General features: G+C 61.6%; 24 protein-coding genes. 12 read left to right on the forward strand and 12 right to left on the reverse strand.

Going from position 1 to position 22,147, the window contains the following annotated elements:
• Positions 1-5: 5 nt before the first annotated feature.
• Positions 6-1,118, forward strand: coding sequence for an asparaginase (locus tag VGH41_RS09225; RefSeq protein WP_331597080.1), 1,113 nt, complete (start codon positions 6-8; stop codon positions 1,116-1,118).
• A gap of 240 nt (positions 1,119-1,358) precedes the next feature.
• Positions 1,359-1,940, forward strand: coding sequence for a hypothetical protein (locus VGH41_RS09230; RefSeq protein ID WP_331597081.1), 582 nt, complete (start codon positions 1,359-1,361; stop codon positions 1,938-1,940).
• Positions 1,941-1,945: 5 nt separating this feature from the next.
• Here VGH41_RS09230 and VGH41_RS09235 read toward each other — a convergent pair whose 3' ends face one another.
• Complete coding sequence (locus tag VGH41_RS09235) at positions 1,946-3,247, reverse strand: UDP-N-acetylglucosamine 1-carboxyvinyltransferase (RefSeq protein ID WP_331597082.1); 1,302 nt, start codon at positions 3,245-3,247, stop codon at positions 1,946-1,948.
• A gap of 155 nt (positions 3,248-3,402) precedes the next feature.
• Here VGH41_RS09235 and nthA point away from each other — a divergent pair, with 155 nt between their 5' ends.
• From nthA to VGH41_RS09250, 3 genes are read left to right on the forward strand one after another with little or no spacing between them, the layout of a single operon-like run.
• A complete protein-coding gene (gene nthA / locus VGH41_RS09240) occupies positions 3,403-4,083 on the forward strand; it encodes a nitrile hydratase subunit alpha (protein WP_331597083.1) in 681 nt (226 codons plus the stop codon).
• Positions 4,080-4,760, forward strand: coding sequence for a nitrile hydratase subunit beta (gene nthB / locus VGH41_RS09245; protein ID WP_331597084.1), 681 nt, complete (start codon positions 4,080-4,082; stop codon positions 4,758-4,760). Before nthA ends, nthB begins: the two co-directional genes overlap by 4 nt.
• Positions 4,757-5,134 (forward strand): nitrile hydratase accessory protein, encoded by a 378-nt coding sequence (locus VGH41_RS09250; RefSeq protein ID WP_331597085.1) that lies wholly within the window; start codon positions 4,757-4,759, stop codon positions 5,132-5,134. Before nthB ends, VGH41_RS09250 begins: the two co-directional genes overlap by 4 nt.
• Positions 5,135-5,163: 29 nt before the next feature.
• Here the strand turns inward: VGH41_RS09250 and VGH41_RS09255 are convergent, their stop codons facing one another.
• From VGH41_RS09255 to VGH41_RS09280, 6 genes are all read right to left on the reverse strand, one after another.
• Entirely contained in the window at positions 5,164-6,216 is a 1,053-nt protein-coding gene (locus tag VGH41_RS09255; RefSeq protein ID WP_331597086.1) for a phytoene/squalene synthase family protein, read from the reverse strand.
• Positions 6,217-6,519: 303 nt separating this feature from the next.
• Positions 6,520-7,563 carry a phosphogluconate dehydrogenase (NAD(+)-dependent, decarboxylating) gene (gene gnd / locus VGH41_RS09260; RefSeq protein ID WP_331597087.1) on the reverse strand — a complete coding sequence of 348 codons (1,044 nt, stop codon included), beginning with the start codon at positions 7,561-7,563 and terminating at the stop codon, positions 6,520-6,522.
• Positions 7,564-7,908: 345 nt separating this feature from the next.
• On the reverse strand, positions 7,909-8,112 hold the full coding sequence (locus VGH41_RS09265) for a cold-shock protein (RefSeq protein ID WP_331597088.1): 204 nt from the start codon (positions 8,110-8,112) through the stop codon (positions 7,909-7,911).
• Between the two features lie 250 nt (positions 8,113-8,362).
• Entirely contained in the window at positions 8,363-8,800 is a 438-nt protein-coding gene (locus tag VGH41_RS09270) for a DUF2442 domain-containing protein (protein ID WP_331597089.1), read from the reverse strand.
• Positions 8,801-8,851: 51 nt separating this feature from the next.
• Positions 8,852-9,196, reverse strand: a complete 345-nt coding sequence (locus tag VGH41_RS09275; protein WP_331597090.1) for a hypothetical protein — start codon at positions 9,194-9,196, stop codon at positions 8,852-8,854.
• A gap of 151 nt (positions 9,197-9,347) precedes the next feature.
• Positions 9,348-9,629: a hypothetical protein gene (locus VGH41_RS09280; protein WP_331597091.1), complete on the reverse strand. Its 282-nt coding sequence runs from the start codon at positions 9,627-9,629 to the stop codon at positions 9,348-9,350.
• A gap of 435 nt (positions 9,630-10,064) precedes the next feature.
• Between VGH41_RS09280 and VGH41_RS09285 the strand changes: the two genes are divergently transcribed.
• From VGH41_RS09285 to VGH41_RS09295, 3 genes are all read left to right on the forward strand, one after another.
• Positions 10,065-12,257: an efflux RND transporter permease subunit gene (locus tag VGH41_RS09285; protein ID WP_331597092.1), complete on the forward strand. Its 2,193-nt coding sequence runs from the start codon at positions 10,065-10,067 to the stop codon at positions 12,255-12,257.
• Positions 12,258-12,306: 49 nt separating this feature from the next.
• On the forward strand, positions 12,307-13,410 hold the full coding sequence (moaA, locus tag VGH41_RS09290) for a GTP 3',8-cyclase MoaA (protein WP_414696627.1): 1,104 nt from the start codon (positions 12,307-12,309) through the stop codon (positions 13,408-13,410).
• Between the two features lie 123 nt (positions 13,411-13,533).
• On the forward strand, positions 13,534-13,974 hold the full coding sequence (locus VGH41_RS09295; RefSeq protein WP_331597093.1) for an ester cyclase: 441 nt from the start codon (positions 13,534-13,536) through the stop codon (positions 13,972-13,974).
• Positions 13,975-14,140: 166 nt separating this feature from the next.
• Here VGH41_RS09295 and VGH41_RS09300 read toward each other — a convergent pair whose 3' ends face one another.
• Complete coding sequence (locus tag VGH41_RS09300) at positions 14,141-15,037, reverse strand: LysR family transcriptional regulator (RefSeq protein ID WP_331597095.1); 897 nt, start codon at positions 15,035-15,037, stop codon at positions 14,141-14,143.
• 104 nt (positions 15,038-15,141) lie between these two features.
• Here VGH41_RS09300 and VGH41_RS09305 point away from each other — a divergent pair, with 104 nt between their 5' ends.
• On the forward strand, positions 15,142-16,206 hold the full coding sequence (locus VGH41_RS09305; RefSeq protein ID WP_331597096.1) for an alkene reductase: 1,065 nt from the start codon (positions 15,142-15,144) through the stop codon (positions 16,204-16,206).
• Positions 16,207-16,240: 34 nt separating this feature from the next.
• Here VGH41_RS09305 and VGH41_RS09310 read toward each other — a convergent pair whose 3' ends face one another.
• Positions 16,241-16,660, reverse strand: coding sequence for a hypothetical protein (locus VGH41_RS09310; protein WP_331597097.1), 420 nt, complete (start codon positions 16,658-16,660; stop codon positions 16,241-16,243).
• Positions 16,661-16,686: 26 nt separating this feature from the next.
• Positions 16,687-17,490: a class D beta-lactamase gene (gene blaOXA / locus VGH41_RS09315; RefSeq protein ID WP_331597098.1), complete on the reverse strand. Its 804-nt coding sequence runs from the start codon at positions 17,488-17,490 to the stop codon at positions 16,687-16,689.
• 210 nt (positions 17,491-17,700) lie between these two features.
• Here blaOXA and VGH41_RS09320 point away from each other — a divergent pair, with 210 nt between their 5' ends.
• Positions 17,701-18,321, forward strand: coding sequence for an ATP-binding cassette domain-containing protein (locus VGH41_RS09320; RefSeq protein WP_331597099.1), 621 nt, complete (start codon positions 17,701-17,703; stop codon positions 18,319-18,321).
• Positions 18,322-18,402: 81 nt separating this feature from the next.
• Here VGH41_RS09320 and VGH41_RS09325 read toward each other — a convergent pair whose 3' ends face one another.
• Both VGH41_RS09325 and VGH41_RS09330 read right to left on the reverse strand, forming a co-directional pair.
• Positions 18,403-19,575 carry a porin gene (locus VGH41_RS09325; RefSeq protein WP_331597100.1) on the reverse strand — a complete coding sequence of 391 codons (1,173 nt, stop codon included), beginning with the start codon at positions 19,573-19,575 and terminating at the stop codon, positions 18,403-18,405.
• A gap of 466 nt (positions 19,576-20,041) precedes the next feature.
• Positions 20,042-21,274, reverse strand: coding sequence for an MFS transporter (locus VGH41_RS09330; protein ID WP_331597101.1), 1,233 nt, complete (start codon positions 21,272-21,274; stop codon positions 20,042-20,044).
• A gap of 379 nt (positions 21,275-21,653) precedes the next feature.
• Here VGH41_RS09330 and VGH41_RS09335 point away from each other — a divergent pair, with 379 nt between their 5' ends.
• Both VGH41_RS09335 and VGH41_RS09340 read left to right on the forward strand, forming a co-directional pair.
• Entirely contained in the window at positions 21,654-21,824 is a 171-nt protein-coding gene (locus VGH41_RS09335; RefSeq protein WP_331597102.1) for a hypothetical protein, read from the forward strand.
• Between the two features lie 138 nt (positions 21,825-21,962).
• Positions 21,963-22,147, forward strand: a 185-nt coding sequence (locus tag VGH41_RS09340) for a LysR family transcriptional regulator (RefSeq protein WP_331597103.1), incomplete at its 3' end; no start/stop codon positions are given.

Raw genomic sequence — 22,147 nt, forward strand, 5'->3', positions numbered from 1 at the left:
AACCCATGACTGCGCACGCCAGCAGACCCCAGGCACCGATTGCGGCGACCACTTATCGTGGTGACTCGGTCGAAAACACGCATGTCGCGCACGTCGCCGTGGTCGATGCCGAAGGGCGCCTGCTCTATGCGTTCGGCGATCCGGCGCGCATGACGCTGGCACGTTCGGCGGCCAAACCGGCCCAGGCGCTGGCGGTGGTCGAAACCGGCGCACTCGAACGTTTCGGCTTTGACGAGGCTGACCTCGCGCTGATGTGCGCGTCGCACAACAGCGAGGAGCGGCACATCGAACGGACCCGGCAGATGCTCGCCAAGGCGCAGGCAAATGAAGCGGACTTGCGTTGCGGCGGCCATCCGCCATTGTCCGAGGCGGTCTATCGCGCGTGGATCAAGCGCGATTTCACGCCTGGCGGGGTATGCAGCAACTGCTCGGGCAAGCATGCGGGGATGCTGGCGGGCGCACAAGCCATCGGCGCGGCGAAGCAGGACTACCATTTGCCCGACCATCCGCTGCAGGTGCGCGTGAAACACACCGTCGCCCAGCTCTGCGATCTCCCGGACGACGCCGTTCAGTGGGCCATCGACGGCTGCAACCTGCCGACGCCCGCGTTTCCGCTCGACCGCCTCGCACGGCTTTTTGCGAAGCTGGCTGACGCCACCGCTCAACCCGCCGGGACCGGAACCGGCACCGTGACCGGGACCGCGTCGTCATCCGCCCGTACGGCTGCGCTTGCGCGGATTTATCGCGCGATGACGCGCTATCCGGAACTGGTCGCGGGCGAAGGCCGCTTTTGTACGAGCCTGATGCAGGCGTTCGACGGGGCGCTGGTCGGCAAGGTGGGCGCGGATGCAAGCTATGCGATCGGCGTGCGGCCCAACGCGCAAACCGCGCGGCTGGGCGCCCATGGCGCGTTGGGGATCGCGGTGAAGGTCGAGGACGGCAATGCGACCGTGTTGTACGCGATCGTGGCTGACCTGCTGGCGCAGCTCGAGATCGGCAGCGCCGCGCAGCGCGCGCAACTCGAATCGTTCCGGGCACCGCCCTTGCGCAACACGATGGGCGTTCAGACAGGTCGATTACAAGTCTCAGTGGCGCTCGAATCCACCCGGCCCGTCTAATCGACCGGGCGTCCGTCTTCCGCCGCCAGCCGCCGCCACCGTGCCCCAATTCGCTTCACAATGGCCGACAGAGCCGATATACCGCGTCTTGCGCGGCGCGGGCGCGGTGTTACCCTCAAGTGACATCGATAGGCGGTCGAATACGCGCTGACGTCTGGGTCCCGTTCAGGTCGCAGTTTGCGCCTGGGGAGAATGGAGCCATTTAAGGATTGCAGCGAGACCGCCGCAGGAGGCGCCGCGATGAGAACGACAATCCTGATTGGCCTGACGCTATGCGTGCTGAGCCATGCCGCGCTGGCATGGCAGCCGGTGATCTACCCGATCCGCAGCCAGAATGCGTGGCAGCAGAACGCCGACGCCGCCACGTGCTATGCCATGGCGTCCCGTCAAACCAACGTCAACATGACCCGTGAGGCACAGGCGCCGATGGCGCCCAAGCCCGCTTCGGGCGCCGCCGGCCAGGGCGGCGGCGGGCAGGTGACGCAACCGCCGCTACCCGGGTACGGCGCGGCTTCGACGACCGCGGCGACGGCTGCGATGCCGGCCAGCGGAACGGCCGCGGCGTCGGTTAGCACGGCCAGGGCCGCCAGCGCGACGCCCGCAGCCGGCGCAGCGCCGGCCAGCGGCGCGATGGCCCAGACCGGCAAGAACGGTATGCCGGAGATGCCGGGCGCCAGCGCGGCCAGCGGCGCTTCAGCGACCACGGAAGCCGATGCCAAAACCCCCGCGCTCCCACCGCCTCCGCCACCCGAACCGCCCATGACGCGCTATTGGCGCGCCTACGGCGTCTGCATGCAAGGACGCGGTTACGCCGTGCAGTAAGACTGCTATTCGCTGCTGGTCCACTCCACGTTCGCGCCGACGGAACGCAGGTTTTCCACGAAATGCGGGTGGGCGCGGCGGATCGGCAGCGCGTTCATGATTTCCGAGCGTCCTTCGATGCTCGCGGCCACCATCAGCAGCGCGATCGCCACGCGGATGATGTACGGACTCTCCACACGTGCCGGACTCAGCGGCAGACCGCCAAACGTGATCAGCCGATGCGGATCGGACAGGAACACGTGCGCGCCGAACTTGGAGAGTTCGCCGGACCAGCCCATTGCGCCGTCATAGACCTTGTTCCAGAACATTGCGCTGCCCTCGGCCTTCACGCCGAGCGCGATGAAGATGGGCAGCAGATCGACCGGCAGATACGGCCAGGGCGCGGCTTCCACCTTGGTGAGGATGTTCTGCGTGAACGGCCGGCGCACCTTGAGCGGCCCTTCACGATGCGCGCGCGACCAGCCGTCGCGATGCACCACGTCCACGCCGAACTTGGCGAAGGTACGGTCGATCAGCGGAAACTGATCCGGGGCCGTGTTTTTGACCACGATGTCGCCGCCCGTGATGGCGCCCAGAGCGAGAAAGGTCGCGATCTCGTGAAAATCCTCGCTGAAACGGAATTCGCCGCCGCCGAGTTTGTTGCCGCCGGCGACGTTCAAACGCGACGTGCCGATGCCCTCGATCTGCACGCCGAGCATGGCGAGGAAACGGCAAAACTCCTGTACGTGCGGTTCCGATGCGGCATTCACGAGCGTCGAGGTGCCGCTAGCCGAAGCCGCGCACAGCACGAAGTTTTCCGTGGTGGTGACCGATGCGTAGTCCAGCCAATGATGGTTGGGCGTCATCTGCTTTTCGGTGCGCACGATCAGCGACTCCGCCGTGCGCGTGACACGGGCGCCAAATCGCTCGAACACTTCGACGTGCGGATCGATCTCGCGCACGCCGAGCGTGCAGCCCTTCACGTCGTTTTCCAGCCGGGCCACGCCGAAACGCGCCAGCAGCGGCGGCACCAGCATGATCGAGGAACGCATTTCCTCCGGCAACTTGTGCGTGACGGGGTCGAACGCGGTGGCGTGGTGATGCAGATCGAGAATGCCGGTGCCGAAGTCCATCGACACTTCACTGCCCAGCGTGCGGAAAATTTCGAGGATCTTCTTGACGTCGGTGATATCCGGCACGCCAATCAGCCGCAACGGCTGATTCGTCAGCAAGGTGGCGCACAAAATGGGCAAAACAGCATTCTTATTGGCAGATGGCGTGATTTCTCCGCGCAACGGGAGGCCACCATGGACGATCAGGTTGGACATGTTCGGGAACGAAAAGAAGGGGACGCGAGGCCGTTATCATGCCACTGCGCGACGCGCGTAGATGATAATTTGTGTCCTGATTCAAGGGCTGGTTTGCATTTGCACATTGAGCAAACCATACTGGACGTGTCGGAAAAACGCCAGGACGAACTTCAATGAGCCATCAAGATTCTCCCGGAAGCACCTCCGCGCAGACACACGATCACTCTCACGATCATGATCACGGCCACGACGGCAGCGCGCTGCCGGAAATGGATTTGCGGGTACGTGCGCTGGAATCCTTGCTGATCGAGAAGGGCTACGTCGACCCCAAAGCGCTGGACGTGCTGATCGACACGTACGAGCATCAGGTCGGGCCGCGCAACGGCGCGCGCGTCGTCGCCAGGGCGTGGACCGATCCGGCCTACAAGAGATGGCTGCTGGACGATGCCACGGCGGCCATCGCGTCGCTGGGGTTTTCGGGCAGGCAGGGCGAGCATATGATCGCGCTGGAAAATACGCCCACGGTCCATAACATGGTGGTGTGCACGTTGTGCTCGTGCTATCCGTGGCCGGTGCTGGGACTGCCGCCTACGTGGTACAAGTCGGCGCCGTACCGCTCGCGCGCGGTGATCGATCCACGCGGCGTGCTCAAGGAGTTCGGCTTTGAATTGCCCGCGCGGGTCGAATTTCGCGTGTGGGATTCCACCGCCGAACTCCGCTACCTGGTGTTGCCCATGCAACCCGCCGGTACCGAAACCTTCAGCGAAGAGGCGCTTGCCGAACTGGTGACGCGCGATTCGATGATTGGCACCGGCTTGCCACTCACCCCCTCGTTCGCTGGAGAGACAACATGAACGGCCCGCATGACATGGGCGGCATGCAGTCATTCGGCCCGATTCGCCCTCAGGCGGACACCGCAACATTTCACGCCGACTGGGAGCGCAGAGTCCTCGCCATCACGCTGGGAATGGGCGCGACCGGCAAGTGGAACATCGACACGTCCCGCTCGGAACGCGAGAGCTTGCCGCCGGCGCAATATCTGGCAAGTACCTATTACCAGATCTGGTTCGAAGGGCTCAAACAACTGGTACTGCATGCGGGGCTCGCGAGCGAGGAAGAAATCCGCACGGGCAAATCCACCAGCGCGCCTGCGCCGGTGGCGCGCGTGCTGAGGGCCGATCAGGTGACGGCTGCGCTGCTGCGCGGCACTCCGGCGGAACGTCCGGCCACGACTCAAGCACGCTTCAAGATGGGCGATGCGGTCCGGGCGCGCGTGATGAATCCCTCCACGCACACGCGTTTGCCGCGTTATTGCCGCGGCAAACGCGGCGAAATCGTCGCAGTGCGCGGCACTCATGTGTTTCCCGACACGAACGCAATCGGCCTGGGCGAGCAGCCGCAGTGGCTTTACACCGTGCGCTTCGACGCAGCCGAACTGTGGGGCGCGGATACGACGGCGGCCTCGGTATGCGTCGATTGCTGGGAGCCGTACCTGGATCATGCGAACGCCGGGCAGGATCAGCGCGCATGACTTCGAGCCGGCTCAATCTGCCCGAACTGCGTCACGCGCTGCCCGAATTGCCGTGCGACGGCGCGGGTCCCGTTTTCAACGCACCGTGGCAAGCCACGGCCTTTGCGATGACGCTCGCCTTGCACGAGCGCGGCACGTTCACGTGGGCGGAGTGGGCGGACTATCTGCACGGCGCCATCCGCGATGCGCAGGCCGCGGGCGATCCGGACCATGGCGATACTTACTATGCGCATTGGCTGACCGCGCTGGAGCGCATCAGCACCGCCAAGGGCCTGGTGAAGCGCGACATGCTCGCGCAGCGTCGCAACGAATGGGACGCTGCCGCGCGACATACGCCGCACGGTCAGCCGATCGAGCTTGGTCGCTCGCGCTAACGTTAACAGCGGCGAACGCGCAGCAACGCTCAGGCCTGTAACCGGGCTTCGATACGCCGGATCAGCCCCGCGGCCCAATTGCGCACCAGCGTGTTCGAAGCGACCGCCGGCAACGAATATCCCATCACCTGGTACACCTTGTTGCGCTGGATCTTCGACACTTTGCCGGGGTCCAGCCAGTCGTCGTTATGGACCAGCAACAGTAACGTTTCCAGGCCGATCATCACGGGCCACAAACACGCGAGGCGCAGCCGCACCGAGAACGCAGGAATCGCAAGCGTGTATTCGACTGCCTCGCGGAAGTGGTCCAATGACAGACGCACCAGTTCGAACAACAACGGTTGCGCACGCAATGAGTTGGCAGGTACCAGCAGGTCTTGCGGCGTGAGGCCGAAGCGCTCCAGCAGCGTCACCGGTAAATAGCAGCGGCCGATCCGCAAATCCTTGCCGCAGTCGCGCAGCACATTGGTCATCTGCAGCGCCTTGCCGAAACGAACGCCGCGCGCGAGCATGATCCGCGGTTCGCCCTTGAGCGTGCCCGGCATGTGCGCATACGTCATTTTGGTCCAGAACTCGCCCACGCATCCGGCCACCAGATACGTGTAGCGGTCGAGATCGGCCAGTTCCTGAAGCGCCACGATCTGCCCGGAGCGTTCGTCGGGAAACGTGCGAAGGTCGTACTCCATGCCCTGCGTAAGCGTCGTGACGATCTCGCGGACCGCCGCGCGGTCGGACTCGCCCAGTTGCGCCAACACCGCCAGCGCCGGCCCAAGTGATTCGAGCAACACCTTCTCGTCCGAGTGCGTCTGCTGTCCTGCCACTTCCACCGCCATGCGCTGCAAGAAAGCGCCTTCGTCCGCGGCACCGTTCACCTGGGCGCGCAGCGACAGCAGCAAGGCAAGACGCTGCTCGGGCGGAATCAACGAGGTATCCGCAATCGTATCCGCGGCGCGCGCGAGCAGATACGCGAGGCCAATCGGATCGCGCATGCCGGCGGGCAGTACGCGCAGCGTCAGATAGAACGAACGTGAAACGCCTTTCAGCAGCGGGCCGAGAAGGAAGGCCCGGGTCGGATTGAGCATGGATGGGTCAGGTCGGAATGGGACAAATCAGGCGCAGCCGAATTGTATCCTGCAAACCGCGACCGCCTTGTCCCGACGGGCTCCCGGCGCCTTGAAGACGCGGGCGAACCGGTGTGACCACGCGCCGCCGCGCGCGGCGCGCCCATGCTCGTGACGCAAGGGTGTGAGTCCCGGTGCGCCCAGCGTGAACGGCGGTCGGCCTTGTGTAAGCTGGCCGGCCTCGTTCACGTCATGCTTGCGCCTGTTGTGCCGACGGGTTCCGCACCTGGTGCTTTGCCTCGCCCTCGCCCTCGCCGGAAGATGTCACTTCAGCGGCTTACCCAGCTTCTCGGCCGCTTTTTCCATATGACCGCCGAAATCATGCCGCATTGCCGACAACACCCGGTTCGCGTAATCGCCTTCTCCGCGTGAGCTGAATCGTTCGAACAACGCGGCGCTCAGCACGGGCGCGGGCACCCCTTCATCGATCGCGGCCTCGACTGTCCAGCGCCCCTCGCCCGAATCGGAGACGCGCCCCGTGTACTCCTTGAGATCCGCATCGCCGATCAGCGAGGCGGCGATCAGATCCAGCAACCACGAACCGATGACACTGCCGCGCCGCCACACTTCCGCGATTTCCGGCAAGTCCAGGTCGTACTGATAGAACTCGGGGTTACGCAACGGCGAGGTTTCGGCGTCGATCTCGCGCGACTGTTTTCCGGCGTTGGCGCTGTGCAGGATGTTCATGCCTTCCGCGTACGCGGCCATGATCCCGTACTCGATGCCGTTGTGGACCATCTTCACGAAGTGCCCGGCGCCTTGCGGTCCGCAATGCAGGTAGCCCTGATCCGCCGTTCCTGCGCTCGTGCTACGGCCGGGTGTGGGAACCGCCGCGCCGGGTCCGGGCGCCAGCGTCGAAAATACCGGCGCGAGCCGCTCCACGACCGCCTTCTCGCCGCCGATCATCAGACAGTAGCCGCGCTCCCGTCCAGCGACGCCACCGCTCGTGCCGACATCCACATAGTGAAGCTGCCGTGCGCCCAACTCCTGGCCGCGCCGGATGTCGTCGCGATAGAAAGAATTGCCACCGTCGATCACGATGTCGCCCGGTTCCAGCAAGGGGGTGAGTTGCGACAACGTCGAATCGACCACGGCCGCCGGCACCATCAGCCAGACCGCGCGCGGCTTCGCAAGCTTGTGCACCAGGTCTTCGAGCGACGCCGCGCCGTCAATGCCATGACCACTCTGTTTGAGCTTCTCGACCGCCGCGGGCTGCACGTCGTAGACCACGCATGTCTGACCGCCAGCGGTCAGGCGCCGTACCATGTCGGCGCCCATGCGCCCCAATCCAATCATGCCTAGCTGCATGTTTCGCTCCTTTGAGGGGTACCGCGCTGTACATCATGAGCAGCCGTCCATGCAGAGCTCAGAGCAGGAGCGATGCACACGATGTGCCTGATTGCGGGCAACGCGCAGCGGTGAGACAACCCGATTGCGACACTCGTTCAGCCTATTATTAATATAAAACAATCAGTTACAAAAATACCTAAAGTATTTTCTAGAATATCGCCTAACATTTGTGCATGGCATGCACGCGAATTCCCCGAGTCGCGTGCATCATTCAGCCCACGCAACGACGCGGGCTTTTTTTTGCGCGGCCGCCGGCCCGCATAACCCACGGTCTCGGCCCGCTGAGGAGGATTCCCCTTGGGCTTACGCCGGCTTGATATTCGCCGCCTGTTTCCCCTTGGGTCCTTGCTTGACCTCGAAGCTCACTTTTTGCCCCTCCTGAAGCGACTTGAACCCCTCGGCCTTGACTTCCGAGAAATGAGCAAACAGGTCGTCGCCGCCATCGTCCGGCGTGATGAAGCCAAAGCCCTTCGCGTCGTTAAACCACTTCACAGTACCGGTTGCCATGATTGAGTCCAGAATTAAAAGAGGCCGCGTTATATAGAAGCCGTGGATTGCCTCAAAGAGGCGTTCAACGGCTCCGGTGAAGAAACGTCACTGCACACCAGGATTGGCGTTGCGCTCGGACAGGCCACCGTGCCATCCGTCCTTTGTGATCTGCTACCGACGATTTGCCGCGACGGCGAAACACGCTCAAAAGTGGTCCCGCGGCGCGCCAGGCTACGCCATAGCGAAGGCTCGATAGAGGAGTCAGCCTTCAGAACGATTGTAGAAATGTCCTGTCGGGAACAAAAGAAAGCAGTGCCGGTACATTCACGTCTTCGTCGATTTCAGGCCAGAACACCTGCTGCCGGTCCATTGAAATGGCAAAATGTTCGCGCTCCGCTACCGTGGCTGCCTGCAGGACAGGAAACCAGTCAAGTGGGAACTCAGCAGCGCGACCGTCGGACAGGTCGACGAACAAGTGCCTGCTATCGATGCGCACGTCAACTGCAGCGCCTTCCATGGCTATCTCCTGAACGTAAAGCAACTTAAAGATAGGTGGCGGCGCGGCGACCTTCAAGAGAAATGCCGGGGTGGTGGGGGATATGACCGTCCGCGTGGCGCAGATACGCAGCGAGCGGAGCCCGTAAGCGCGCGTATCCGCCCGGGAGAAGATTGAGTAGATTTTTTGCGTAGTTTTTCGCGGATTCACCGCAGCCGCCAGTCCCGGTTACCGGTAGCGACCGGATCCGCAGGCAGCCAATCAAAGCGCCTCGTGACACAACACCATCATTCGCTGCACCATCGTGCTCGCAGCGTTGAGTTCCATTTCATTGGTAAAGAGTGCCTGCACGCTGGACAGTCGAACCGCGACTCCCGCGTCGAGCAAGTCCTTACTGGCAATCTTCAAAGCGAGTTGGCCAATCCGGACCCGGTCGAGCCAGTGCATCTTCAGCCGGTTCTTCTGTAACCACTGGCGGCAGCATTCGACCACATGGTCCACACGCCATTCGTAGGTCAGGGCATACGATGCCGCGGCAATCGCCACGAGAAAACACAGCAAGTCAGGACGCGCGCTGTCGGGCTCAATAAATTCAGGTTTTGTCATACTTATCGGCTTGCCTACTGTTGTTACTCAACGCCACAAGATATGAGGGACGGCGTACGAGAATCAATACTGGCGCACATTCGCGCGGCCAGTTTACGGCGAGCCATACAATACTACGGCTAGTGCCCGGCTGCAGTCAGGGCGCGCGAATCTACGCGGGAGCGAATACCACCGCTCCAACCTCGGCGATGTGAGTGAAGCTGCGAAAAAACCGGTACGTTTGATCTCCAACGGTGATGCGATTCACACCAGGCCGGGTCAGCTCGAGTATCTCTTCCACCATTGGCGCCTCAAGGGTCCCGTAATTTTTCAAGTCGTTTTCCTCGTCCTCCGGAACGCCCAGGGAAACCGAAAAGGCTTTCGTAGCGTCGCGCATCATCACGACGCTCTTTCCCTGATCGAGCGAAAGCTCGAGGTACTTGATCAGCGCCATCAGCGACTCCGGCGTGTCTGCCGGCACACTGTTAGCCAAACCCGCAGCGTTAGTCATCTTGCCCCCGTCATAGATCACCGTCCTGAACGCAACGTGCGCTCCAAGGCGACGGTGGTTCCACTATAGCCGTCCATAGGCGAATTCGAAATACAACTCAGGCCATGCTCGCGCGCTTGCACATCTGCCATGCCTTGCGATGCGGTCGAGCCAGCGGTTGCCGTGCCATTCCTCGCCAGATTGTCGCTCGTGAATCGCCCAAGCGTCTCCGGGAAGCGTGTTTATCCGAAACGGCACGGTCGTCATACTCGCCTCATGCCTGCGGGTATCTGGCAAACGGCGTCCTCACGAAGCCGGGCGCGCCAGCATGGCCAGCATAACCGTCGCCGCGCAGTCCGCCGCGCAACTGGCGACTGAGCGACAACCGGGAAGCCCTTCATGAACATCTCAAAGTATTTCATCGACCGCCCCGTCTTCGCGGGCGTGCTGTCGGTGATCATCCTGCTGGCCGGAGTCATCGCGCTGACGAAGTTGCCCACCGCAGAATATCCGGAAGTCGTACCGCCTTCGGTGGTGGTTCGTGCCCAGTATCCTGGTGCGAATCCCAAGGTCATAGCCGAGACGGTGGCGTCGCCAATCGAAGAGCAGATCAACGGCGTCGAGAGCATGTTGTACATGCAGTCCCAGGCGAATAGCGACGGCGCCATGACTACAACCGTCACATTCAAGCTTGGCACTGATCCGGACAAGGCGCAGCAGCTTGTGCAGAACCGCGTGTCTCAGGCCATGCCGCGCTTGCCCGAAGATGTGCAGCGACTCGGCGTCGTGACGGTCAAATCTTCGCCAACCCTGACGATGGGTGTGAACCTCGGCTCCCCGAATGGCCGCTACGACCTGACCTATCTGCGCAACTACGCGCTCGTCAACGTCAAGGACCGGCTTGCGCAGGTGCCCGGTGTGGGCGAAGTCGTGATGTGGGGCGGGGGCGACTACTCGATGCGCGTCTGGCTCGACCCCACCAGGGTGGCCAGTCATAACCTGACGGCCACAGATGTCATCAAGGCGATTCGCGAACAGAACGTTCAGGTCGCAGCCGGCATCGTCGGCGGCGCACCCATGACGACAAACGTGCCCTTGCAACTGAGTGTCAACGCACAAGGACGATTGGCGACGGAAGAGGAGTTCCGCAGAATCATCCTCAAGACAGGACCTGATGGAGCGGTGACGCACCTGAGCGATGTAGCCCGTGTCGAAATGGGCGCGTCGGAATATGCGCTGCGCGCGAACCTCGACGGCAAGCCTGCGGTTCAGCTCATCATCTTCCAGCAGCCCAACGCCAATTCGCTGCAGATATCCACCGACGTGCGCCGCATCACAGCCGAACTGCGGAAAGACATGCCGGACGGCGTCAAGGCCTCGATTGTCTACGACCCGACGCAATTCGTCCGCGAGAGTATCGATGCGGTGATTCATACGCTCTTCGAGGCGATCGTCCTCGTCGTGGTCGTGGTGATACTGTTCCTGCAGACCTGGCGGGCTTCGCTGATTCCGCTGATCGCCGTGCCGGTATCGATTGTCGGCGCGTTCTCGCTGATGCTCGCGTTCGGCTTTTCGATCAATGCGCTGTCGCTGTTCGGGATGGTGCTGGCGATCGGCATCGTGGTCGACGATGCGATCGTGGTGGTGGAAAACGTCGAGCGCAACATCGCTGCAGGTCTCAGTCCGCTCGAGGCATCGTATGAAGCCATGCGGGAAGTCAGCGGGCCGATCATCGCCATCGCCTTGACGCTGGTCGCGGTGTTCGTGCCCCTCGCGTTCATGTCCGGACTGACGGGTCGGTTCTACAAGCAGTTCGCCATGACCATTGCGATTTCGACGGTCATCTCGGCGTTCAACTCGCTGACGTTGTCGCCTGCGCTGGCGGCTCTTCTGCTGAAGGATCATCACGCCCCGAAGGACTGGCTCACGCGCATCATTGACCGCATCCTGGGACCGTTCTTCAGCGTTTTCAACAAGGTCTTCAAGCGGGGCTCCGAAGCGTACGGCAAAGGCGTCGGGGGCGTCATCCATCGCAAGTTCGCGATGGTGATCGTGTATGGCGTCCTGCTAGGCGGCACGGTCCTTCTCGGCAAGATCGTGCCGGGAGGCTTCGTGCCCGCGCAAGACAAGGACTACCTCGTGAGCATCGTGCAATTGCCGCCAGGCGCTTCGCTCGATCGCACGGCGAAAGTCGTGCATGAAATGGGGGAGATGGCGCGTCGTCAACCAGGTGTCGAGCACACGCCTGAGTTTCCCGGCCTCAACGTGACCGGCCTGATGAATTCGTCGAGCAGCGGTCTGGTGTTTCCGGTGATGAGTCCATCGAAGCTTCGCGGCAAGGACGAATCCGCCGCCACCCTAGTCGGTAACTTGCAGAAGGAATATGGCGACATCAAGGACGCCACGATTGCAACGTTCCCACCTCCGCCGGTTTCGGGCCTGGGTACGATTGCGTCGCCGCGCGCGGGAGTACAGTGCGTCAAACTGTACCCCTGTAATTCCGCACAGACTGTGCGTCCCTTCGCCGCGCTTACGCACTATCCTGCAAGCAGGCCATTTACGGGCCGGCCAGTGTTCCGATCAGAACGATGACTGCCGTTGCTCCGTCCCCTGTCGCAACCAGCCCACCTTCGGATAGATCGTGAACATCATCGACCCGCCAATACGTGCAGAGACTACGCCCCGTCATAGCGTATCCGCTGGGGGCGTCACGCCTACCCTCGACACGCTCAATCGTCCGCTGCGGGATTTGCGTCTGTCGGTGATCGATCAGTGCAATTTCCGCTGTACCTACTGCATGCCGCGCGACACCTTCGGTGCGGACTACCGGTTCCTGCCGTCTTCGGAACGCATGTCGTTCGAACAGATGGTCAAGCTCGCGAAAGCGTTCGCGCAGCTCGGGGTGGAGAAGATTCGCATCACCGGCGGAGAGCCGCTCCTGCGGCGCGGACTCGAATCACTGATCGAACAGCTCGCCAGACTGACGACCGTAAGTGGCAAGCCGATGGAACTCGCGCTCACGACCAACGGCTCGCTGCTCGCGGCGAAGGCGCGCTCGTTGCGCGACGCCGGCCTCGGCCGCGTGACCGTGAGCCTCGACGCGGTGGATGACGCCGTGTTTCGCCGCATGAGCGATGTCGACATGCCGGTGTCGCGCATCCTCGACGGAATCGAGGCGGCGCGCGCGGTCGGACTCGCGCCGCTCAAGGTCAACGCCGTGATCGAGCGCGGCGCCAACGACAGCCAGATCCTGCCGCTCGTGCGGCTCTTCAAGGGCACCGGCGTGGCCGTGCGCTTCATCGAATTCATGGACGTTGGCGGCGCGGGCGGCTGGTCGAATACGAAGGTGATCACGGCTCGCGAAACGCGGGAGATCGTCGAAGCGGAATTCCCTCTGGTACCCGTCATCGGTCATGAGCCGGCGGCCACCGCGGTGAATTATCGCCACGCCGACGGCGCAGGCGAAGTCGGATTCATCGCGAGCGTGTCGCAACCGTTCTGTGGATCGTGTTCGCGCGCCCGGGTATCGGCGGACGGCCAGCTCTATTCGTGCCTGTTCGCCACGCATGGCACCGACTTGCGGCCCTTGCTCACCGACAGCGCTTCCGTCGAGCAACTGGCTCTCGCCATCCGCAGCCGATGGCTGCAGCGCGACGACCGCTACTCCGAACTTCGCTCGACGCAACGCAGGTCCGGATCGGGAAAGGTCTATCCCACCGTGCGCATGTCGCTGGTCGGAGGCTGACGCCTGAAGGTGTCAGCGGCGATTTCGGGGACAGGGTGACGAGGCCACCGTTTTGATGGCAAAGTGGCAGAACGCCCGTTTCGTGCACCTTATCCCGTGAGCATTTTTCAGGAGTTTGCGATCATGCCCCTAGCTGCCAGCGAAGATATCACTCGACAAGTGATCGAGGAGTTCTACCGCGCCTTCGAGCAGAGAAGCGTCGCGTTGTTACGAAAGGTCGTCACCGCCGATTGGGAATATATTCCCGAGCCCCGTGGGGCGGCCCCGGGACCCGATCAGATGGCTCAGATCTTCCACGACATCACGACAGCCCTGCCCGATATGAACATCACCCTTCTCGACGTGTTGATTCATGGCGACCGGGCGGCGGTTCGCGCGGAGATCAGCGGCACGCAAACGGGGAAATTGCTGGGCATTGAGGCAAGCTCGAAACACATTCAATTCGCGATTCACTCTTTCCATCAGTTGCAAGGGAATCTGATAGCGAAAACCTGGCACCTCGAGGACTGGCTTTCGGTGTTCCGGCAACTTGGGCAGTTACCTAAAACGCTTGAGCGGGGTTAGGGTCGGGGTTGCGATGGCATCGCGTTTCGCCGCTTGCCGCCGGACATGCGCAGCGGCACCCGCAACGGTGAATCGTTCCACCATATAAAGAGGCGCGACGGCTCGCGCCTCTTTTTCATCTTGCCTATTTCGACTGCTCGCGCCAGTTAGACGTGCAGGCAAAACGTCACTCCTTGCGCAACCGGGTCCGCACAAAATCAATGAACAAGCGCGTCCTCGCCGGCAGCAGGCGGGTTTCGGTAATTGCATGCACCTGAACGGGCTTCAGACTCCATTCCGGCAGCACGCGAATCAGGCGACCCGCGGCGACCTCATCCCGCGCAAGTTCGGTGTCGAGCACGGCAATGCCGATCCCTTGCACTGCCAGCGCACGGCTCAAGGCGACGCTATTCATTGCGAAACGCCTCGTGGTCATCACCTGCACCGCCTCGTCGCCGCGATAGAACGTTCGCATGCCGTCGCCCTGGCGCGCCGCTGCCTGCACGATGCAGAGTACGTGCCCGGTTAAATCGCCTGGGTGAAGCAACGGCGCGCCCTGCTTCAGATACGCCGGCGACGCATACAGATAACGAGGCAACAGCGCGATCTGCCGCGCAACCAGCGTGGAGGGTGCGGTGGGTGGCGCTCCAATGCGGATCGCGAGATCGAAGGGTTCCGTTTGCAGATCGATGGGGCGTGGCGACAGGTCGAATTCGAACGAGATCAGCGGATACGTCCGCGCAAAGTCGGCAAGGATGGGTGCCAGATAACCCGTGGCGAGATCGACCGGCATCGAGACGCGCAACGTGCCGCCCGGACGCTCCGCCACCTCCAGCAGCGATTCATGCGCAATCCGCGCTTCCTCCACGATGCTCTGGCAACGCTTGAAATACACCTCGCCTGCATCGGTCAACTCGACCTTGCGCGTCGACCGATGCAGCAACCGCAAACCAATCGCCTTCTCCAGTTCCGCGATATGGCGCGACAGCGTGGAGTTCGGCATCTCCAGCGCCTCCGCCGCGCGACGAAAGCTCTTGGTACGCGCAACTTCGACGAAAAGGCGCATGTAGTTCAGCAATTCCACGTCGATTGCTCCATAGATGGATCACTGTATTCAACTATAGGTCTTTATCTCATCAATGGATCAGTTCATTGTGTGGACACACCCTCTTCACTCAAGGAACCGACATGAACACGCTCTTCAAGAACCTCCGCGTGGGACGCCATATGTTGCGCAACCGCGTCGTGATGGCGCCGATGACCCGCTCGCGCGCCGACGACACCTCAGGGGTGCCCTCCGGGCTCACCGCGCAGTACTACGCCCAACGCGCCGACGCCGGCCTGATCGTCACCGAAGGCACCTTCCCCTCTGCGATGGGCAAAGGCTACGTGCGCACGCCGGGCATCCACTCGGCGGCACAGATCGAAGCATGGAAGCGCATCACCGCCGCTGTGCACGCCAAGGGCGGCCTGATCTTCTTGCAACTGATGCACACCGGACGCATCTCGCACCCGAGCTTGCTGCCGGACCACGCCACGCCGGTCGCCCCTTCGGCAATCGCGGCCGCGGGCAAGGTGTTCACTGCGACTGGACCGCAGGATTTCGTCACACCGCGCGCGCTGCAGACCGAGGAAATTCCGGGCATCGTCGAGCAATACCGGCTCGCTACGCGCCACGCGCTGGAGGCGGGCTTCGATGGCGTCGAGTTGCATGCGGCTTCGGGCTATCTGCCGGAGCAATTCCTGTCGTCCGGAACCAATCAACGCACCGACCGCTACGGCGGCTCGCTCGCGAACCGCGCGCGTTTCATCGTGGAAGTGTTGACGGCCATGACGCAAGAAGCGGGCGGCGATCGGGTCGGCATCAAGATCGCGCCGGAGATGGGCTTCAACAGTGTCAGCGACGCCACGCCGGAACAGACCTTCCAGTATCTGGTGCAGCGCATTGCTCCACTGAATCTTGCCTATCTGCATCTGGCCAGGACGAAAAGCGCGTTCGATTACCGCGCGCTGCTGCGTCCCTTGTTCGACGGCGCCCTCCTCTACGGCGGCGGTCTCGACAAAGCCGCCGCGCAGTCGCTGATTACCGATGGCCACGTAGATGCAGCCGTATTCGGCAGTTCGTACCTCGCCAACCCGGATCTGCTGCAGCGGTTTTCGATCGACGCTCCGCTCAATACGCCCGATCGCGACACCTTCTACTCAGCGGGTCCGAACGGCTACGTCGACTATCCCGCGCTTGAAAATGCCTGATGATGCGCACAGCGCGAACTTCGGCGAATCGTTCCTATCGCCTGGGCGGTTGCGGATTATTCGCCGGGTTCGTATCGAACCTCGAGACGCTTTCGATGCCCGTCTCCCCCACGAGCGCCAGTAGTTCGCCGTGCATCCGGTCTGCTACGTCTTTGTCGTAGACCTCTTGCCCGTTCACATAGACTGTGAACGACCGCAGATATCTGGCCTTTTTCTCGGGGTTTTCGATCGTGTCCCTGGTCCACTGGTACAAGGGAAACTGATCGATGCCGAGTCGTTCGGCCTCGCTGACGTAGTCGGCGAATGCATCGAACTGACACTTCAAGGTCGCGCCGTCTTTGCGCAGCACACTCGCAAGCGGCTCGTACGATGTCGCCGCTGCATCTGCACGCAGGGCCGAAGCGAGCTCCGGCGAAACCGTAATTCTCAACTGGAACTGAAGTGTGCTTGCCATGTTCACCTCGCGGTTCAACGCTTCGGTCATTGCCTCACCGGACTGACTAATGCAGGCAGTTCTTGCAAAAAGGAGTCGCGCGCCCGCACGCCGGCTGAGTCTGCTTCGATCTTTTCGTCCTGAATCAGGCGCGCGAAGACAAGCGTACGCGGCCCTTGCGTCGCCCATCCGACAAACCAGCCATACGAATGCGCCTTGTCGAAGCTTGAACCCGGCGAACCGGTACCCGTCTTGCCGTGAATATTCCAGCCGCCCGGCAGCGTGGTGATCTCCGTGATGCTGTCAGTCATATCGAATGCATGGGCGCTGACCGGCAATTGCCGGTCGACCACCTTCTGCAGAAACGACACTTGTTCCAGCGGCGAAATGCGCAAGGAGGAATTGATCCAGGCTCCCATCACGCCGTTGTGTTCGGGTGGGTTGCCGGAGACGTCGGCGTTTCCATAGTCGAACGCGCTGGTGTATTGCTGAAAACGCGCCTGGCCGAGGGCTTGCGTCACCTGCTCGGAAAACCACACCACCGAGTATTTGATCCACCGCGCCGGGTCGGTCGGCTCACGCCAGAGCGCGCCGCCCCAGTCGACGTAACCCTCGCGGTACGGCAGCACCGGTGCATGTTCGTCTTTCAGAAAGCCCGAATCGAAACCCATCAGACTGATGGCAATCTTGAACGTCGAGGCAGGCGTCACACGGTTGCTGCAGTCGCCCTGCTGCACCAGGATCTGCCGGGTGCTTGCATCCGCAACGACCGTGCAGATCGTTCTTGCGTAGACGGTGGAAGAAGCAAGTCCGGCCAGGACAAAGCCGAGTGCGACATGGCGCCAAAGCATGCGGGTGTCTCCTTTGATGATCACGCTCATGGCAAGCGCGATTCGTTAGACCATGAGTCTAAAGGGCGGAGTTTCAAATCTCCAGCGCAATGCGTCCGCCGTCGCCAGACAGGCTCGCCTGACGCGAATGACGCGCCTGCACGAGATGTCATAATGACCGCCGTATCGCTTTCGAACTCCTGCCACCTTGCGCGCATCACGCTGAAATCCATGCTTCGATTTGAAAACCTCAGCAAACGCTTCGACGATCACGTCATCTTCAAGGGACTGCACTACCATGCGGGTGTCGGATGCATCGCATTGAACGACGAAATGGGCAGCGGCAAATCCACCTTGCTGGGCATCCTCGCGGGTGAAATAGAAGCGGATGAAGGCGAAGTGTGGCTCGCTGGGCATGCCTTGCGCACTGACCCGCTCAAGGCGAAAGCGGCGCTCGCCTATGTGCCCGACGACTGCATGGCGTATCCGATGCAAACGGGCCGCGCGTTTTTGCAAGCGGTCGCCGCGAGCCGGCAATCCAGCGTGGAAGCCTCTACGCTCGAGTTCGCTCACCAGTTCGGACTGGAGCCCCATCTCGACAAACGCTTCGAGCAAATGTCATTTGGCACGCGCAAGAAAATGTTCCTGACGGCGGCCGCAATCGGCACACCTGCGGTAGTGATCGCAGACGAACCCGGCGGCGGCCTCGACGCCAGCGCGCGTGCCGTTCTCGTCGGTCTCTTCAAGACGTTCGCGCTGGATCGCACCGTCTTTTTCTGCAGCCACGACGCCGCGCTCACGCAAGCGTGCGGTGCCAGGAGCATCCGCTTTGCCGACCTGCGTGCGCGCTGAGATCCGGCTATAAAAAAGCCCGCCTGAGATTGACTCAGGCGGCCCTCATTGTTTGCTCCTGTTGCGACGAACGCAACTGGCTCAGAACTTGTGGCGGATACCCACCATGCCCATCGCCTGGCGATCGTTGGATGCGTCGTTTCCGAAGTCGCCCATCGAAGCGACGGCTGACACGACATCACCCGTCGACGCGCTGATCGTGTTGCCCGAAGCCTTCTGATAACCAGCCAGCATGTAAATGTCCGTGTGCTTCGAGAGGAAGTAGTCGGCACCGAAGCTGAACTGGTTATAGCTGACCGTCACGTTGTTGCCGTTGCCCTTCGTATAGTCGTAGCCCACGCCAACAATGGCCAACGGAGTGACCTGATAGTTCAGGTAGATCTGTCCGGTGTTGAAGCTGGTTTTGTTCTGGTTGCCGAACGACGTCGCATAGTCGTTGTACTGCACGTTGCTATACGAAACGCCGAGCGTGAAATTGCTGAAGACGTAGTCGCCGGCCGCGCGGATGATCTGCATTGAATTTGCCGAAACGAACGCGCCGGTCGTGGCGACGGAATCGACGGCGAAGTCCGTGGCGTCCGGATTCAGGCCGTCGAAGGTTGCGGCGGTGCCGTGATCGCTATTGGCGTGGAAATAGCCCGCGCCGAAGCCGAATGGTCCGTGGTTATATGCCAGCGCCGCTGCATAGGTCTGCCCGCTTGCAACGCTGCCCGGCACACCGCCGAATGCGTACATCGCGGACGCCTGCAGACCTGCGAAATCCGGCGTGGTGTACTTGACCGAATTGTTGGTGCGGTAACTGTTGTCGTAGTTATCCATATCACCCGGGGTCGCGAAAGTCGGACCGAAGGTGTCGTCATTCGTCAGCGGTTGAATCAGGTCGATCAGCGGATCGTACTGGCGACCCAACGTGATCGTGCCCACGTTGTCGCCCGTCAAACCGACCATCGCGGTGCGGCCGAACATCTTTTCGCCTTGACCGAGGCGTCCGTTGTCGATGTTAAAGCCGTTTTCCAGTTTGAAGATCGCCGCGAGGCCGCCGCCCAGGTCTTCCGTGCCTTTCAAACCCCACAGATTCGGCGCCAGATTGCCGGCCGACATTTCGAAGGTTCGGCCCGAATGGCTGGTCCCTTGCTGATTGCCGAAGTACGCAATACTCGTATCGAGCGCGCCGTAAAGCGTCACACTGCTTTGTGCGTGAGCAACGGGTGACATGGCGGCGAGAGAGGCTAAAGCAAGAATTGTCTTTTTCATTTGGTTTTATCCGATCAGATAGACGGGTCTCAATTCGCTATTTCCACGCGATGCCGCAAAAATCGAACGCCCTCAGGGGTTCGAAACCTGTTCCGGCGACAAAAAGCCGCGCAGATAAACATCGTTTCCGCTTGACGGCGTGGGGTGGCTTTCGCGGCCGAAATATATCTGACCGTTTTATGTTTAAAAATCGATTTACGCTGAAATTCAGGTTTTCAGAAACCTGAAGTAATGCGAATCGAGGCCTGACGGGGCCAGGCGGCGAATGCGCATTGCGCGCATTGATGTTTTTTCAGCGGGTGTTGGAGGATTGCGACAGGAGCCAAGGCGTCAGACATACTGACACTTCGAATTCGGACCGAGTTGCGTGTAGTGAAGGAGTAGATGGTCTGGCGTGTTAGCGTCGAAGTCGCGAGCCACTTAACCTAGCGTCTTCGCCCCAAGTAGCCCTCGCTTTCCATCGCCCTCAGGTCGTCGAGTTCTCAATAGGCGCCCGCCGCCCCGCGCCGGCAAACCGGATCGCCAGCACCACGATCATCACGGCATACAGTGCCGCCGCCAGCCACATCACGGCACGTGTTCCAGTCCATTCCGCCATCGCGCCGAACAGCAGGAGACCGAAGGGCGCGGACGCGTTGCTCAGCACCGTCAGCATCGAATCGACGCGGCCGCGCATCGATTCCGGCGTGCACGTCGCAATGGCGGTCTGCAGCGGAATATTGACGAGCATGATGGAGAAGCCGCAAACCAGCATCCCGCTATACAGCAGATACGGCGACGCGCCCTGCCACCCAGCCATCATTCCAAGCGCCACGGTTACCGCGAAAAGACTCACTACAATCAGACGTTCGCGCTGTACCTTGGGCGTCCACATCGACTGCAGAACGGAAGAGATCAGGATGCCGATGCTCGAAAGCGTTTCGGCAATGGCGAGGCTCCTGACGCTCAAGTGCCAGTCGATTTTGACCAGGGCGGGAAACAGCGCACCAATCGGCGAGCCGACAAAATTCAGGAAAGGAATGGCGAGCAGCAGGGTGGCGAGCACCGCGTCTTCGCGCAGATAGCTCCATGTCGACTTCAGGTCCCGAAACGCGGAGCGCCGCGCGCCGGCTTCGACGGGTTCGACGGCGTGCATCGGGACACGCCGCGTGAGTCGCCACGCATTGATCACCGCCGTCGAGACGGCAATGATGTCGATCAGCACAAAGACGTCGAGGTGCAATACAGTCATCAACGCTGCCGACAGCGGCACCGCCGCGATCTGGCTGACCGAGCTGATGGTTTGCCAGCGTGCGAAGAGTTGGCCACGGGTCGCGTCGGTTCCCATGTCGGCTAGCGCGGCCATCGTGGCGGTCAATTGAATCTGGGTCGCCAATGCGCGCAATGCGTAGAAGGGAACAATGACGGCGATGCCAGAGCGCTGCCCATGCAATAGGGGCAAGCAAACGAAGAATCCAAGCGAACCGGCAACAGAAAGCGCGTTGCCTGTCGCTGCCACTTTCAGGCGATGCGAGCGGTCGACTTTCTGGCCGATCCACGGCGTCGTTAGAATGGTAAGCACAATCCCGACGCCCACGCACACACTCATCAACAAGGGCGAGTGGTACCAGTTCAGGATCTGCCAGATCAATGCAAAATTAAGCAGTTGACCACTAAAAGCAGCAAGGCCTTGAAACAGGAAGAGCGTGAACAGGTCCATGTCATAGGCAGTTTATTGTGGGCCGGAAAGGCTAACCATCATGGTTGTCCTTTTCTTATGCAGCATGAATACATGGACGACAGTTTTCCCGGGCACCATCGGCCAACGGCGATACTACACGATCAAGGTTCTCGTATTCCCCCTCGCGCCGCGAGGACCCGCGCGCACAAAACCTTCCAGATTCCGCCCCACCCCATTGATGTGAATATTGGCCGCCACGTCTCCTTTGAATCCACCACGACCGGCTCGGGCGCGATTTCTGCTACTCCATAAGCCGGCTGGTAACTCGCACCAGACCCATCATTCGACGGCCGCACCGGGATGAAGCGCGGCATGGCAGGCATCCCGTCGCATCCGTCGATTCCAAAAGGAGCAAACAATGACCCTGGTCATTTATCTTGTCGGATGGCTGATTCTGATCGGCGGCGTGTGCTGGGCGCTCGTCGCCATGCACGTCTCCCAGCACACCATCGAAATCGTCGCCGTCATCATGCTCGGCGTCGCGATCATCACGGGCGCCACGCGTACCCGCAATCGCGACCGCTCGTAGCGGTCGTCGACGCGCCCCCCCTCTCAAACGTTTGCAACGAAGATTCCGGCGCCATCCAGGCACGCCGAGGTCTTCGTTCGTCCCCGTTTGCCCATCTGGTTTATTGTTACGCCTTCAACTCAAAAGACTGGCAACCCCGTGAAATTCGACACGACAACCGTCCGGCTGGTGCTCGCCATCGTGGAGGAAGGCAGCATCTCCCGCGCAGCCGACAAGCTCAGTCTCGCAGTCGCGGCCGCGTCCCGCCGCGTGTCGGACCTCGAAGAACAGCTGGGCGCCAAGCTGTTCAAGCGGGTGCCGCATGGCGTCGAGATCACCGAATC

It is taken from the genome of Paraburkholderia sp., from assembly GCF_036488795.1.
Classification (GTDB): domain Bacteria; phylum Pseudomonadota; class Gammaproteobacteria; order Burkholderiales; family Burkholderiaceae; genus Paraburkholderia.